Consider the following 14,160-nt stretch of genomic DNA (forward strand, 5'->3'; position numbering starts at 1 on the left):
CACGTCAACAAGGAGAATCAATGGCCGCGGAAGCGGAGCTAAAACTCGATGATGTCGATCATGCGATCCTCGCGGAGCTGACCAGCGACGGACGCCAGTCGGTCACGACCGTGGCGCAAAAGGTGCACGTATCGCGGGCCCACGCCTACTCGCGTATCGCAAAGCTCCAGGATTCCGGGGTGATTACCCGGTATACGGCGGTGATTGATCCGGTCAAGGCGGGACTCAAGGCCAGCGCCTACGTGACATTGAAACTCCGCCAGCATTCCTGGCGCGAGTTGCGTGACCATCTGGCATCGATTCCCGAGGTGCACCATGTGGGCTTGGTCGGCGGCAATTTCGACGTGATCCTGCTGGTGCGCGCCAAAGACAATCTGGACCTGCGCCGTGTGGTCTTTGAGCAATTGCAGTCATTGCCAACGGTTCTGGATACGCAGACCCTGCTGATTTTCGAAGACACCGACACCCGATAGCCGGCTCGTTTAACGCACGAGAAGAGCACCTGGATGCCACCAGGTGCTCTTCTCGTGTTTGCTGGGAGACTACTTCTTGCCAGTGAACACCGGCTTGCGCTTCTCCTGGAAAGACTTGAATCCTTCGGCGTAATCAGCGGTGTCGCACAAGGCTGCCTGCGCCCGGTTTTCGGTGCGCATCGAGTTCCACAGGCCTACCCGCTGGTCGCGGATGTCCGCAACCAGCTGCTTGGACGCGACGAAGGCCTGGGTGGCCCCCTGGGCCACCTTGGCGACAATCTCCTCGCCGCGCTCGGCCAATTCCTCCGCCGGGAAGGCGCGGGAGAACAGGCCCGAACGCACAGCTTCGGCACCGGAAATCAGCTCGGCGGTGTAGATCATGTCCAAGGTGCGGTGAGCCCCGAGCCGCTCGGTGAACAGCCAGTGTCCCCCGGAGTCCAAGGTCGCGCCCAAGTTGGCGAACGGCGAGCCGATCTTGGCGTTCTCCGCAACGTACACCACGTCGGTGGCCACAGCCAGGCCGAGGCCGACACCCAGGCAAGCGCCCTGCACGAGGGCGAAGGTGGGAGCCGGGAAGCTGGACATCTTCTCCAGCAGCGGCTGCACCTTACCGTCGAGGTAGCCGATGACGTCGTCATCTGCCGGGTTGACTCCTGAGATGTCGCGTCCGGCGCAGAAACCGCGGCCTTCGCCGGAAAGCACCAGGGCGCGGACCTCTCCGGTGTCCACGGCGGCCGCGGCCTTGTCATAGGCCTCGGATAATTCGGCCAGCGCCACCTCGTCCAGGGAATTCATCTTCTGCGGCGCGTTGAGCACCACGCGTGCGATTGAATCGGCAATCGTCAGTTCGATCATGGATTCGTCCTGGCCTTTCTAGGCGTCGAAGTCGACGCTCAGCTTCTCGCTGGTCGGGTGCGACTGGCAGGTCAGCACGTAGCCGGCCTCGACTTCCTCGGGTTCCAGCGCGTAGTTCTCGGCCATGGTGACCGTGCCGCAGGTGACCTTGGCACGGCAGGTGCCGCACACGCCGCCGGCGCAGGCGAACGGAACGTCCGGGCGGACGCGCAGTGCGGCGTTCAGCACGGTTTCGTTGGCGCGCACCGGTGACTTGACTTCGCCCTTAAGGCCATCGAGGTTGAAGCTGATCTCATAGCTTTCCTCGTTCTCGTCCACCTCGACCGGGCGGCCGATATGCCCTTGCGGCTTGGTCGGCTCACCGGTGGTGAACAGCTCGAAGCGGACCTTTTCCGCGGGAACGTCCAGGCTTGTTAGCTGGTCGCGGACCAGCTGGACGAGCTCGAAGGGGCCGCAGAGGAACCATTCGTCCACGTTCGGCGCCTGGACCACGCTGGTCAGCAACGTGGTGAGCTTCTGTGCGTCGATGCGGCCGGAGAGCAGCGGCGAGATGCGCTGCTCGCGGCTGAGCACGTGATGCAGCGCCAGACGCGATGGGTAGCGGTCCTTCAGGTCAGCCAGTTCCTCAAGGAACATGACGTCCATGGCTGCCTTGTTCGCGTAGATCAGGTCGAAGCGGGTGTGGTCATTGGCTTCCAGGATCGTGCGGGCGATGGCCAGCACCGGTGTGATGCCGGAGCCGGCGGCCACGGCCACGAAGCGGTCCTGGGCTTTGGTGTCGATGGTCGAAGGATCGTTGATCTCCGTGAGCTTGTGCTTGGAAATGAAAGCACCAGCGGGGCTCATCACGTCGATCTGGTCGCCCGCAGCCAGGGATTCGTTGGCCCAGGTGGAGAACAGGCCTCCGAGGTCGCGCTTGATCGCTACCTTGATCTCATCCCCGGTTGGAGCGGCGCAAATGGAGTAGGAGCGGCGCAGCTCGACGAGTTCGCCCTCGGCGTTGGGAATTTCCTTGCGCAACGCCACGTACTGGCCTGCAACGTAGTCGTATTCCTCGCTCAGTTCCGCAGGAATGGCGAAAGTGACTTCGATTGAGTCCTTGGTCAGCCGGCGCACGTTCGAGACAGTGAGCCGATGGAAGGACGCCCGGCGTCGGGTGGGTGTGGTTTGTTCGGTCATGAGAGCACCTTGAAGTAGTCGAAGGGTTCCAAGCAGTCTTTGCAGGTGTAGAGCGCCTTGCAGGAAGTCGAGGCGAACCGGGCCAGCTCACGCGTGTTCAGCGAGTGGCACCGCGGGCACTTCACGCTCATGCCGAGGGTGACGCGGCCTGCGTGGCCCTTGCCGGTGGGTGGAGCGATCCCGTACTCTTCGAGCTTGCTCTTCCCCTCCTCGGTCATCCAATCGGTTGACCACGCTGGGGTCAGCACCAGCTTGACATCAACCTTTTCATATCCGGCATCGCCGAAAACGGCGTACAGGTCTTCATTGATGGCATCCATCGCCGGGCAACCTGAATAGGTTGGGGTGATGACCACCTGCACGGTTCCGTCCTCGGCCATATTCACTTCACGAAGGATTCCCAGGTCTGCAATGGACAGCACCGGGATTTCCGGGTCGGTCACTTTGGACGCGATAGCGAACAGATCCTTGGCGTCAGCGATCGTTTTGCTCAAGACTGCTTCCCCCTTATTCGGGCAAAAGTTGCGTAATTACCAGCTGGCACCGGGGTGCTTGCGGGCGAGAACTTGCATCTCCGCCAACAGGTAGCCCAGGTGTTCGGAGTGCTCGCCACGGCGGCCGTAGGCCATGGCCTGACCGGTGGAAGGGATCTCCAAGCCGGCTGCGTCCAGTACCGCGGTGATTTCTTCTTCCCACGCGGAGCGCAGGGTGGAAGGCAGCACGGCGATGCCCTCAAGGTTCTGGTGAACTTCTTCATCGCGGAACATCTCGTCGACGTACGGCCACAGGATTTCCAGGGCGTGGCGCATCTTGGCGGCCGATTCCTCGGTGCCCTGGCCCAGGCGGATGGTCCACTGGATGGCGTGGTCGCGGTGGTAGTCGACTTCCTTGACTGCCTTGGCCGAGATGGCGGCCAGGGTTTCATCCTTGGATTCGGTCAGCTGCTTGTACAGCAGGTTCTGGAAGATCGAGACGATCAGCTGGCGGATGATGGTGACGCCGAAGTGGCCGTTGGGCTGCTCGACGATCCACAGCGAGGTGAATTCCTCTTCCTCGCGCCAGTAGGCCAGATCGTCCTCGGTCTTGTCCCACGCCAGCCCGGCGTAGGTAAGGAAGGAGCGGGCGTGGCCCAGGACGTCCAGTGCAATGTTGCCCAGGGCAACGTCTTCTTCCAGCTCGGGAGCGCGGGAAATCCAGTGCGACATGCGCTGCGCCAGGATCAGGGCGTCATCGCCCAGGGTCAGTGCGTACTGCGCGACTTCTTCGCTCGGCTTGACGCCGTCCACAGCGATGTCTTCCGGGCGCAAGGCGTTGCCCGGGGTGACGCGGGTGGCCGAAGCCAGCGCATCACCGAAGCTGTCGAGGGCTTCGTCGAGTTCTTCGTGCTTCACAGGTGCTTCACTCCCTCGCTGGCCTTGTAATAGGTCGCGTGGCGGTAGTCCTTGCCCTGCGGGGATTCGAAGAAGGCGTCCTTCTCATCAGGGTCGGAGCTGATGATGTCGGTGGACTTCACAACCCACAGGGACACGCCTTCGTTGCGACGGGTGTACAGATCACGGGCGTTGCGCACGGCCATCTGGGCATCCGGTGCATGCAGGGATCCGGCGTGGACGTGCGAGAGTCCACGAGATGAACGGACAAATACTTCCCACAGGGGCCAATTGCTCTGTTGGCTCATGCTAGGCAACCTCACTTTGTGCTTGTTTTGCTGCGTATGCTGCGGCGGCTTCACGGACCCAGGCGCCCTCGCGGTGCGCTTCGCGTCGGCGTTCCATGCGCTGCGCGTTCACTGGGCCGTTGCCCTTGATCACTGCCATGAATTCGTCCCAGTTCAGATCCTTGTGGATCCACTGCTTCTTTTCTTCATCGAAGTGCAGCTCCGGGTCCGGCAGGGTCAGGCCGAGAACCTTGACCTGTTCGGCGATCATGCCGACGAAACGCTGGCGCAGTTCGTCGTTGGAGAAGCGCTTGATCTTCCAAGCCATGGACTGCTGGGAGTTCGGCGACTGCTCATCTGGCGGGCCGAACATCATCAGGGCTGGCTCGTAGAAGCGGTTGATGGCATCCTGGGCCATCTTCTTCTGCGCTTCGGTGCCGCGCGAGAGCGAGAGCAGGATCTCGAAGCCCTGGCGCTGGTGGAAGGATTCTTCCTTGCACACGCGGACCATGGCACGGCCGTAGGGGCCGTAGGAAGCACGGCACAGCGGAACCTGGTTGGCGATGGCCGCCCCATCGACCAGCCAGCCGATAGCACCCATGTCCGCCCATGTGCGTGCGGGGTAGTTGAAGATCGAGGAGTACTTGGCCTTGCCGGAGAGCAGCTGCTCGTTGTACTCGTCGCGGGTGGTGCCCAAGGTCTCGGCGGCCGAATAGAGGTAGAGGCCGTGACCGGCTTCGTCCTGCACCTTGGCCATCAGAATGGACTTGCGCTTCAGCGATGGAGCGCGGGTAATCCAGTTCGCTTCAGGCTGCATGCCGATGATTTCGGAGTGCGCGTGCTGCGAGATCTGGCGGCTGAGGGTCTTGCGGTACTTCTCAGGCATCCAGTCGCGTGGCTCGACGCGGGAGTCCTGATCGATCAAGGCGTCGAAACGCGCTTGGGACTGCTCTTCTTCGTAGCTCGGGACGGCACTCAGTCCCGGCTCCTGCGGTGTGGTCGGGGCCATGGGTTCACCTCATCGAAAACAAATTACATACTGACCGTTCGTTCAGTATGTCAGAGTGCGCTCGATCACGTCAACATGAACCCGCCTCCAGGCGCAACAAAACCCCGGGAAAGATTTCCCGGGGTTTGCGAAAGCTGGGGCTTAGGCGTTGACGAGCACCTTGTCCGCCTTCTTGCCCTTGAAGATCAGCGCATCAAGCGAGATCCGGCCAGGGCCCACCAGAAGCAGCGCCAGCGCGCCGGCAGCCAGTGCCAAGACGAGCTCGAAGCCGCCATTTTCCACGAAGACTCCAGCTGCAGCGTGAACCATGAACAGCGCGACGATCATCTGCACCCCCAACAGGCCTGCGCACACGCGAGTCAGCAGGCCAAGGATAATCGCGGCACCACCAGCGATCTCCAAGGTTGCAGCCAGCGGGGCAAGCAGGTTGGCGGCAGGAACACCCATCTGCCCAAAGGCAGCGGTAGTCCCCTCAATGGTGAACTGGAAGTACTTCTGCCAGCCGTGGGCCAGGAAGAGGAAACCGAAAGCAAAGCGAAGCAGGGTGCGGGCAGCGGTCTGCAGGCCTGCGCTATTTTCCAGAGCGAACATTAGTGAACTCCTAAGGATTGAGATGCCGGGACAAGTCCCATTCATTTACTGCCCCAACCCTATTGGAAAATTAGTTGAAACTTCAATAATATGAAGGGATTTGCCGCGTAAGCTTTGTCACGAAAAAACCGTGCTGCCCGCAACCAGATTCAACTAGTTGCGGACAGCACGGTTTCCGGCCGGCTGTGCGGCTGCTGCCTAGAGGACCTTGGACAAGAAGTCCTGGGTGCGCGCCTGCTGCGGATTGCCGAACAACTGTTCAGGCTCGCCCTGCTCGCAGACAACTCCGTCAGCCATGAAGACCACCCGGTCGGCTACTTCACGTGCGAAGCCCATCTCGTGCGTCACCAGGACCATGGTCATTCCTGTATCGGCGAGCTCCTTGATGACCTGCAGCACTTCGCCGACCATCTCGGGATCGAGAGCGCTGGTCGCCTCGTCGAAGAGCATGATGCCCGGAGCCATAGCCAGCGCGCGGGCGATCGCCACACGCTGCTTCTGGCCGCCGGAAAGCGAGGCCGGACGGGCGTTGGCCTTCTCGCGCAGGCCAACGCGTTCCAAGAGCTCCAGGGCACGCTCCCGCGCTTCGGCCTTGCCCATCTTCTTGAGCTCGACCGGCGCCAGCATGATGTTCTCTGCGACGCTCATATGAGGGAACAGGTTGAAGTGCTGGAACACCATGCCCACATGGCGGCGCACCTCGTTGATATCCACCTTCGGATCGGTGACATCGAAGCCGTCCACGACGACCTTGCCTGAGGTGATGTCCTCGAGCTTGTTCAGGCAACGCAGCAAGGTGGACTTGCCGGACCCCGACGGTCCGATCACGCACACCACTTCGCCTTCGCGCACGTCCATGTCGATGCCCTTGAGCACATTGTTGGACCCGAAGGACTTGTGCAGGTCCTTGACCTGGATCTTCACGTTGTCGCTTTGCACGGTTGAGGTGCTCACTTGTTGAACCTCCGATCGGCATAATTTGCCAACTTGGTCAGCGCCATGATGGCGATGAAGTAGATGATGCCGACGATCAGCAGGGTTTCAGTGACACGGAAGTTCGCCGCGTAGATCTGCTGGCCCTGGTAGAGCAGCTCTGTGAAGCCGATAGCCAGCAGCAGCGAGGAGTCCTTCAGGCTGATGATCAGCTGGTTGATCAGCGACGGGGTCATCATCTTGAAGGCCTGCGGGATCACGACCTTCTGCATCGACTTCCCGTAGCCCAGGCCCAGCGAACGGGACGCTTCGAGCTGGCCTGGATCCACCGATTGGATACCGCCGCGAACAATTTCGGCGACATAGGCGCCGGCGTTCAGGGACAGCGTCAGCACACCAGCAGTCCAGACGCTGATCTCCCAGCCGGTCACCTGCGGAAGGCCGAAGTAGAACATGAATGCCCAGAGCAGCAGCGGGGTGCCGCGGAAGATGTTCACGAAGGTCGTGGCGATGCCGCGCAGCACGATGTTCCCGGAGATCTTCATGAATCCGAAGATCAGGCCCAACGCCATCGCGATGGCGAAGGAAATCGCTGTCACCAGCAGGGTGTGCCACAAACCGGTCATCAGCGCCGGCATGGACTTGACCAGCAGATCGAAGAAGTTGCTCGGTTGCGCCGCGGTCGGATCGGCAAGGTAGGAGTCCAGGATCTGCTGGTACTCTCCGCTGGCCTTCAGCTCGGCCAGCCCGTCATTGAAGGCCGCCAGCAGCGCGGTGTTCTCGCCCTTGTTCACAGCGAAGCCGTAGGAACCGCCAGGAACCTTGTCGGTGACGGTCTTCAGGCCATTGCCCTGGGCGATGCCGTAGGCCAGCACCGGGTAGTCATCGAAAACGGCAACGGCGGAGCCGGCCTTGACCGATTCGTACATGGTGGCCGACTGATCCAGGGACTTGACCTGGAAGCCGTATTCCTTGGCAATGGACTTGGCGTAGGTCTCGCCCTCGGCGCCGGTCTTGGCGACAACGGTCTTGCCCTTCAAGTCCTCATAGCTGGTGATCTCGTCATTGTTCGCAGCGACAGCCATCTGGACGCCGGACTCGAAGTAGGGCTCGGAGAAGTCGTAGATCTCCTTGCGCTCGTCGGTAATCGACATGCCGGCGATCACGCCGTCCACCTGGTTGGAGGAGAGGGCCGCCAACGCGGCGTTGAAGCCCAAGGACCTGATTTCGACTTCAAATCCCTGGTCTTCGGCAATGGCGCGCAGCAAATCCATGTCGATACCGGTCAGCTCGCCGTTCTGGCGGAACTCGAACGGCGCGAACGTCGTATCCGTGCCGATGACATAGGTTTGGCCCTCGACGCTTTCACTGCCTTGGGCCAGGGCCGACGGTGCGCCCACGACCAATGCCATCAAACCGATGGCAGCCGCGGCTATCCACCTGGCCAGGCGCCCGGCGGGGGCAGCTGTTCTTTTCTTTTCCACTGATGAATCGCTTTCTCGTGCTGAAGGGCGAATGGCCCAAGGTGCAGATGATACGTTCTGCCTGCAAGCCTAGGACGAATAAAGCCTAGCCGGTACCCCACGACTCGCCTGCACTTGCATCGTTACCGGTTTGAAACCGCGGTTCTGTCCGCGCTGAGCATAGCTACCCCCGCAAGCATCGGCGGTGGGATTGAATAGTGGTATGACTCCTGAATCATTGACCGCAAATGCTCCTCGTGCCGCGAAGCTGCCCACCACCCGCAGCTTCCACGGCGACGACTTCATTGACAACTACGAATGGCTGCGCGAGAAATCCAGCCCGGAGGTCATCGCCCACCTGACCGCGGAGAACGAGTACACCGACGCCATTACCGCTGGCCAGCAGCCGTTGCGCGATGCCTTGTTCAGCGAGATCAAGGGCCGCACCGTTGAAACCGACCTGTCGGTTCCGGTGCGCCGCCGCGGCTGGTGGTACTTCACCCGTTCGGCCGAAGGCAAGCCCTACACGATCCAGTGCCGTGTCAAAGCCTCGGACACCGGGGACCTGGTGGCCGACTGGACGCCCCCGGTCATCGACCCGGAAACCGCGCTGCCTGCCGAAGAGGTGCTGCTCGACGGCAACGCATTGGCCGAAGGGCAGCCGTTCTTCTCGCTCGGCGGCATGGCCCTGAATGAGGACGGCAACCTGCTCGCCTACTGCGTCGACAATGCCGGCGATGAACGGTTCACCCTGTTCATCAAGGACCTGGAAACCGGCAAGCTGCTGGAAGACACCATTGAAGGGGTGTTCTACGGGCTGGCCTTCTCCCCGGATTCTTCAACGATCTTCTATACGGTAGTTGACGAGACTTGGCGGCCGCACCAGATCCGCGCCCACCGGCTGGGCACCCTCCCAGCGGACGACAAGATCATTTTCGAAGAGACTGATCCAGGCATGTGGCTCGGCTTCGATCTGAGCCCGGACCGCAAGACGCTGATGATCTCCAGCGGCAACTCCGAGTACGCCGAAACCAGCATGCTGGACCTGCTCGATCCTTCGGCGGCAGTAGCCCTGCTGGTGCCGCGCAGCTTGCGCCTGCTGCACGGAATCGATCTGATGCCGGGCGCTGGCCAGGCGTTAATCACCCACGACCATGAAGCACCGAACAATATGGTGTCGCTGGCTTCCGTGAACCAGCTGGGAGAGAACACCGACCCCGCCCAGTGGCGCACCGTGGTGGCCCATGAGGACACCGTCAAGATCGAAGGCACGGCAATTACCGGTTCGCACGTGGTGCTCTCGGTTCGCCGCGACACCTGCGAGCGCGTCCAGCTGCTTGCCTTGGACGGCTTGGGCACCGAAGCCCAGCAGCCGGCCATTGAACCGGACTTCGAGGATGAGCTGTTCACCGCCTCGGCGACCTTCGCCGAATTGGAGGCGCCGTTGATCCGCATCGGCTATACCGCTGACTTCACCCCCGCACGCGTCTACGACCTGTGGCTGGAAGACCAGTCGCTGGTGCTGCGCAAGCAGACTCCGGTGAACAACTTCGACCCGGCCAAGTACCTGTCCACGCGCGAGTGGGCCACCGCGGCCGATGGCACCAGGATTCCCTTGACCATCATGCGCCGGGCCGACCTGGATACCTCGGTTCCCCAGCCGGTGCTGATCTACGGCTACGGCTCCTACGAGGCTTCCATGGATCCTGGTTTCGGCATCCCCCGCTTGAGCGTGCTGGATCGCGGCGTGGTCTTTGTCATCGCCCATGTGCGCGGCGGCGGAGAGCTCGGCCGCAACTGGTACCTGCAGGGCAAGAAGCTGCACAAGAAGAACACCTTCACCGACTTCATTGATTCCACCATGTACCTGCTCGATTCCGGCTGGGCCGATCCGCAGCGCATCGCCGCTCTGGGCGGTTCGGCCGGCGGACTGCTGATGGGAGCCATCGCGAATATGGCCCCGCAACTGTACACGGCGATCATCGCACAGGTGCCTTTCGTCGATGCGTTGACCTCCATCCTTGATCCAGAGCTGCCGCTGTCGGCCTTGGAATGGGAAGAATGGGGCAACCCGATCGAGAGCAAGGAGGTCTACGACTACATGAAGTCCTACAGCCCTTACGAAAATGTCACGGCACAGGACTACCCGAAGATCGCTGCGGTCACCTCGCTGAACGACACCCGTGTACTGTACGTAGAGCCAGCCAAATGGGTGGCCAAGCTGCGTGAAATCGGCACCGGGCAGGAACCGATTGTGCTGAAGACCGAGATGGATGGCGGGCACGGCGGCGCGTCGGGGCGCTACGAGTCCTGGAAGTCCCGTGCGTGGGACTATTCCTTCGCCTTGGATGCGCTGGGATGTACTGAAGAAATCTGACAACCGGAGGAACGGCGGCCATGCACCACATCAAGATCAGCGACTACCGCAACGACCCTGCGGTACGCCGCTTGCTGGTGCTGGCCGCCGAACCTGCCAGCGAGCAGGCGCTTGAAACGCTGCTCGATGAATGCGAAGGACTAGAGGTCCTTGCCAGCACGACTGCCTCAGGCGACGTCACGGCACTGGCTGCATACCGGCACAGCGATAGCTACGCGATCTGCGTCGAATATCTTGCCGTCGATCCAGCACTGCAAGGACAGGGTCTGGGCTCCGCCCTGCTGGCTGGACTGCGCGACACCTATCAGAAGAACATCTGGGCCACCACCGATGATGATGCGGTGGGCTTCTACCGTGCGCTCGGTTGCCTCGTCTCGCCGTCGGCTGCCGACCCGCGCTGGCCGGAGGCCCAGCGGTACCTGTGCACCTTGCCCTGCTACCCGCTGCTGACCAGCCAGCCGGAAGAAGATCCGGGATACGAGGCTGTCGGCGGCGAACTGATGCGCGGACTGATCGCGATTGCCGAACCGACCGAACAGTGGGCCAAGGACTTCCACCGCCTGCGCGATCAGATCGCCGATGCACTGGGTTCCACCGCGCTGGCCATTGAGCACACCGGTTCCACGTCCGTTCCAGGCCTTCCAGCCAAGCCGATCATCGACATCATCTTGCTGGTCCCCGATGCGAACCAGGAAGCGTCCTACGTCCCAGCGCTGGATTCCACCGGCATCATTCTCTGGCACCGCGAACCCGGGTGGTACGGCCACCGCATGCTCAAGCCGGTTGCCGGTTCATTGCTTCCCGAAGCCAATATCCATGTCTTCAGCGCGGGAAGCCCCGAGTACCTGCGGCACCTGATTTTCCGCGAGCATCTGAAACACAACGAAACTGACCGCCTGGCATATGCCTCGGTCAAGCGGAACGCTGCCCGTGCGCTGGCTGCGAGCGATGGCGAAAATGGACTGGTCATGGACTACAACCGGATCAAGGAGCCGTTCATCCTCGACGTGCACCAGCGAATTTTCACCCGCTAGTTCTCCTGTTTGCCCTCGCTGAAACAGTACCGCCAAAACGCTCGCCTAACTTGACTTAGCTCACATAATGTTATTACCTAATGATCGTTCGGTAAATAATTCGGCGAAGGAAGATGATGAGCGAAACGCAGGTAGAGAATTCGGTCCCGCACGCCATTCTTCACAATGACTACGCCACGCAGTGGATGGGAATCGAAGTCGTTGAGGTCTCCGACGGCCACGCTGTCATCACCATGACGCTCCGGCAGGAAATGCTCAACGGTTTCGGCATTGGCCACGGCGGGATGATCTTCGCTCTGGCCGACACTGCGTTCGCACTGAGCTGCAATCCGCAGGCAGGCTCGGATGAGACCATCACTGTCGCGTCCGGTGCCGACGTCAACTTCCTCAAGCCAGCCATTCCCGGACGAGTGCTGACTGCCACCGGCAACCGTGTCTCGCAGCAAGGCCGCAGCGGGATCTACGACATCAAGGTGACCCAGCCAGCGGGCGACGGCTCAATCGAAACCGTCGCAGAGTTCCGCGGACGTTCGCGCACCGTCCCGAAACCAAAGAACCGCTAAGCACCCAGCCCACTCGACACGAAAGTTCCAGCATGTCCCAGAACACCGACCGCGACAGCCTTCCGAATCCGCTTGATCCAGAAGAAACCATGAGCCGTGAGCAGATCGAAGCGATCCAGCTGACCCGCTTGAAGGAAACTCTGCACCATGCCTACAACAACGTGCCGTACTACAAGGCGAAGTACGATGCCGCTGGCGTGCACCCCGATGATCTGAAGGAACTGAGCGACCTCGCCAAGTTCCCCTTCACCGACAAGGAAGATCTGCGCAAGAACTATCCATTCGGCATGTTTGCCGTTCCGCAGCATGAGGTCGCCCGCATCCATGCTTCCTCGGGCACCACCGGACAGCCCACCGTGGTTGGGTACACCAAGAAGGACCTGGAAGACTGGGCCAAGCTCGGCGCCCGTTGCCTGCGCATGGCCGGGGTCAAGCCAGGCTGGAAGGTCCACAACGCCTACGGCTACGGGCTGTTCACCGGCGGCCTGGGTGCGCATGCCGCAGCCGAGTACCTTGGCGCCACCGTCATCCCCATGTCCGGAGGCCAGACCGACAAGCAGATCTCGCTGATCCAGGACTTCGAGCCTGACGCGATCCTCTGCACTCCGACCTACCTGCTGACCATTGGCGATGCCATGCAGCGCAAGGGCCTTGATCCGCGATCCACCTCGCTGAAGGTGGCCGTGCTCGGCGCCGAGCCGTGGACCGAAGAGATGCGCCACGAGCTGGAAGAGATGTTCAACATCACCGCCTGCGATATCTACGGCCTCTCCGAGGTCATGGGCCCTGGCGTGGCTGGCGAATCCGGAGAACGCAAGGATGGCAGCCACATCTGGGAAGACCACTTCCGCCCAGAAATCATTGATGCCTTCGACGAGACCAAGGTGCTGCCAGATGGCGAGCACGGTGAACTGGTCTTCACCTCGCTGACCAAGCAGGCCCTGCCGATCATCCGCTACCGCACCCATGACCTGACCCGGCTGATGCCAGGCACCAGCCGCCCGGGCCACCGCCGCATGGGCCGCATCACCGGGCGCAGCGATGACATGATCATCCTGCGCGGCGTGAACTTGTTCCCAAGCCAGATCGAGGAACTGATCTTGAAGGTGCCGACCCTTTCGCCGCACTTCCAGCTGATCCTGACCCGTCCGGATCGCATGGACCAGCTGGCAGTCAAGGTGGAGCGCCGCAGCGAGGCGACCATCGAAGATGCAACCAACGGTGCCAAGGAACTGGCCAAGCTCATCAAGATCCATGTCGGCTCGTCCTGCGCCATTGACGTTGTCGAGCCGGAATCGCTGGAACGCTCCATGGGCAAGCTCAAGCGCATCTACGACATGCGCTCCAACTAGTCCCGGCCGGGACATGGGATAATGAAGTAATCATGGGACTTACCGATACTGCCAACCGTCCGGCCAAGCGTGGCCGCCCCGGATACGATCAAGAAGCCGTTTTGCGCATTGCTGTCGAGGCATTCAACGAATACGGCTACGACGCAACCTCCATGGGCAAGCTCGCCGACCGCCTGGGTATCAGCAAATCCGCGATTTACCACCATGTCCCGTCCAAAGAGGACCTGTTGAGGCTGGCCTTGGACGAAGCGCTGATTCCCCTGGAAGCAGTGATCGCCGAGGTCCGCTCCCATGAGGGCACCGCAGATGAACGCCTGGAATTCTTCCTGCGCGCGACGTTCCGGATCCTGCTGGACAAGCGTTCCTACGTGACCTTGCTGCTGCGACTGCGCGGCAACACTGAACTGGAGCGCCAAGCACTGCAGCGCCGCCGCGCCATGGACCGCCAGCTGGCGGAGCTGGTGACCGCCGCGCAGTCGGATGGCAAGTTGCGTGCCGATTTGGAACCACGGGCAACTGCAAGGCTGCTTTTCGGCTTGATCAACTCGGTGGTGGATTGGTACCGCGCCGACGGGCCCATCAACGGAACCGAACTTGAAGAGCAAGCCGTTTCCCTGCTCTTCAATGGCTTGCATACCGTGAACGCCTAGTTGCACGGCAAGGCTACGCGTTGG

At 61.5% G+C, this 14,160-nt stretch carries 15 protein-coding genes; 6 read left to right on the forward strand and 9 right to left on the reverse strand.

Going from position 1 to position 14,160, the window contains the following annotated elements:
• Positions 1-20 precede the first annotated feature (20 nt).
• The gene (locus F0M17_RS11960; protein WP_038992273.1) at positions 21-473 is read left to right on the forward strand and encodes an Lrp/AsnC family transcriptional regulator; all 453 of its coding nucleotides are present in this window, start codon (positions 21-23) and stop codon (positions 471-473) included.
• Positions 474-542: 69 nt separating this feature from the next.
• On the opposite strand, the gene F0M17_RS11965 is transcribed toward F0M17_RS11960, so the two are convergent.
• From F0M17_RS11965 to F0M17_RS12005, 9 genes are all read right to left on the reverse strand, one after another.
• Positions 543-1,328, reverse strand: coding sequence for an enoyl-CoA hydratase/isomerase family protein (locus F0M17_RS11965; protein ID WP_149597162.1), 786 nt, complete (start codon positions 1,326-1,328; stop codon positions 543-545).
• A gap of 18 nt (positions 1,329-1,346) precedes the next feature.
• Positions 1,347-2,507 carry a 1,2-phenylacetyl-CoA epoxidase subunit PaaE gene (paaE, locus tag F0M17_RS11970; protein WP_149597163.1) on the reverse strand — a complete coding sequence of 387 codons (1,161 nt, stop codon included), beginning with the start codon at positions 2,505-2,507 and terminating at the stop codon, positions 1,347-1,349.
• Positions 2,504-3,001, reverse strand: a complete 498-nt coding sequence (gene paaD, locus F0M17_RS11975; protein WP_038992277.1) for a 1,2-phenylacetyl-CoA epoxidase subunit PaaD — start codon at positions 2,999-3,001, stop codon at positions 2,504-2,506. Before paaD ends, paaE begins: the two co-directional genes overlap by 4 nt.
• Positions 3,002-3,037: 36 nt before the next feature.
• Positions 3,038-3,898, reverse strand: coding sequence for a 1,2-phenylacetyl-CoA epoxidase subunit PaaC (paaC, locus tag F0M17_RS11980; RefSeq protein WP_038992279.1), 861 nt, complete (start codon positions 3,896-3,898; stop codon positions 3,038-3,040).
• Positions 3,895-4,185, reverse strand: coding sequence for a 1,2-phenylacetyl-CoA epoxidase subunit PaaB (paaB, locus tag F0M17_RS11985; protein WP_038992280.1), 291 nt, complete (start codon positions 4,183-4,185; stop codon positions 3,895-3,897). The genes paaC and paaB overlap by 4 nt, the downstream gene beginning before the upstream one ends.
• A gap of 1 nt (position 4,186) precedes the next feature.
• A complete protein-coding gene (paaA, locus tag F0M17_RS11990; protein WP_038992281.1) occupies positions 4,187-5,173 on the reverse strand; it encodes a 1,2-phenylacetyl-CoA epoxidase subunit PaaA in 987 nt (328 codons plus the stop codon).
• Positions 5,174-5,314: 141 nt separating this feature from the next.
• Positions 5,315-5,764, reverse strand: a complete 450-nt coding sequence (locus F0M17_RS11995; protein WP_149597164.1) for a DoxX family protein — start codon at positions 5,762-5,764, stop codon at positions 5,315-5,317.
• A gap of 198 nt (positions 5,765-5,962) precedes the next feature.
• Positions 5,963-6,718 carry an amino acid ABC transporter ATP-binding protein gene (locus tag F0M17_RS12000; protein WP_038992283.1) on the reverse strand — a complete coding sequence of 252 codons (756 nt, stop codon included), beginning with the start codon at positions 6,716-6,718 and terminating at the stop codon, positions 5,963-5,965.
• Entirely contained in the window at positions 6,715-8,181 is a 1,467-nt protein-coding gene (locus F0M17_RS12005) for an amino acid ABC transporter substrate-binding protein/permease (RefSeq protein ID WP_121867156.1), read from the reverse strand. Before F0M17_RS12005 ends, F0M17_RS12000 begins: the two co-directional genes overlap by 4 nt.
• A gap of 202 nt (positions 8,182-8,383) precedes the next feature.
• Between F0M17_RS12005 and F0M17_RS12010 the strand changes: the two genes are divergently transcribed.
• The 5 genes from F0M17_RS12010 (at position 8,384) to F0M17_RS12030 (ending at position 14,136) form a co-directional block, all read left to right on the forward strand.
• Positions 8,384-10,537 carry a S9 family peptidase gene (locus tag F0M17_RS12010; protein ID WP_149597165.1) on the forward strand — a complete coding sequence of 718 codons (2,154 nt, stop codon included), beginning with the start codon at positions 8,384-8,386 and terminating at the stop codon, positions 10,535-10,537.
• Positions 10,538-10,557: 20 nt separating this feature from the next.
• Positions 10,558-11,571 carry a GNAT family N-acetyltransferase gene (locus tag F0M17_RS12015; RefSeq protein WP_121867158.1) on the forward strand — a complete coding sequence of 338 codons (1,014 nt, stop codon included), beginning with the start codon at positions 10,558-10,560 and terminating at the stop codon, positions 11,569-11,571.
• A gap of 116 nt (positions 11,572-11,687) precedes the next feature.
• A complete protein-coding gene (gene paaI, locus F0M17_RS12020; RefSeq protein ID WP_038992287.1) occupies positions 11,688-12,134 on the forward strand; it encodes a hydroxyphenylacetyl-CoA thioesterase PaaI in 447 nt (148 codons plus the stop codon).
• A gap of 32 nt (positions 12,135-12,166) precedes the next feature.
• Complete coding sequence (paaK, locus tag F0M17_RS12025) at positions 12,167-13,486, forward strand: phenylacetate--CoA ligase PaaK (RefSeq protein ID WP_073705856.1); 1,320 nt, start codon at positions 12,167-12,169, stop codon at positions 13,484-13,486.
• A 32-nt stretch (positions 13,487-13,518) separates the two neighbouring features.
• A complete protein-coding gene (locus F0M17_RS12030; RefSeq protein WP_038992289.1) occupies positions 13,519-14,136 on the forward strand; it encodes a TetR/AcrR family transcriptional regulator in 618 nt (205 codons plus the stop codon).
• Positions 14,137-14,160 lie beyond the last annotated feature (24 nt).

Source organism: Glutamicibacter sp. ZJUTW (assembly GCF_008370855.1).
Lineage (GTDB): Bacteria > Actinomycetota > Actinomycetes > Actinomycetales > Micrococcaceae > Glutamicibacter > Glutamicibacter nicotianae.

Coding starts and splice junctions, on each gene's coding strand:
- paaB (WP_038992280.1), bottom strand. CDS start 4,185: ATGAGCCAACAGAGCAATTGGCCCCTGTGGGAAGTATTTGTCCGTTCA.
- F0M17_RS11960 (WP_038992273.1), top strand. CDS start 21: ATGGCCGCGGAAGCGGAGCTAAAACTCGATGATGTCGATCATGCGATC.
- paaK (WP_073705856.1), top strand. CDS start 12,167: ATGTCCCAGAACACCGACCGCGACAGCCTTCCGAATCCGCTTGATCCA.
- F0M17_RS12030 (WP_038992289.1), top strand. CDS start 13,519: ATGGGACTTACCGATACTGCCAACCGTCCGGCCAAGCGTGGCCGCCCC.
- F0M17_RS11965 (WP_149597162.1), bottom strand. CDS start 1,328: ATGATCGAACTGACGATTGCCGATTCAATCGCACGCGTGGTGCTCAAC.
- paaE (WP_149597163.1), bottom strand. CDS start 2,507: ATGACCGAACAAACCACACCCACCCGACGCCGGGCGTCCTTCCATCGG.
- paaA (WP_038992281.1), bottom strand. CDS start 5,173: ATGGCCCCGACCACACCGCAGGAGCCGGGACTGAGTGCCGTCCCGAGC.
- F0M17_RS12010 (WP_149597165.1), top strand. CDS start 8,384: ATGACTCCTGAATCATTGACCGCAAATGCTCCTCGTGCCGCGAAGCTG.
- paaI (WP_038992287.1), top strand. CDS start 11,688: ATGAGCGAAACGCAGGTAGAGAATTCGGTCCCGCACGCCATTCTTCAC.
- F0M17_RS11995 (WP_149597164.1), bottom strand. CDS start 5,764: ATGTTCGCTCTGGAAAATAGCGCAGGCCTGCAGACCGCTGCCCGCACC.
- F0M17_RS12015 (WP_121867158.1), top strand. CDS start 10,558: ATGCACCACATCAAGATCAGCGACTACCGCAACGACCCTGCGGTACGC.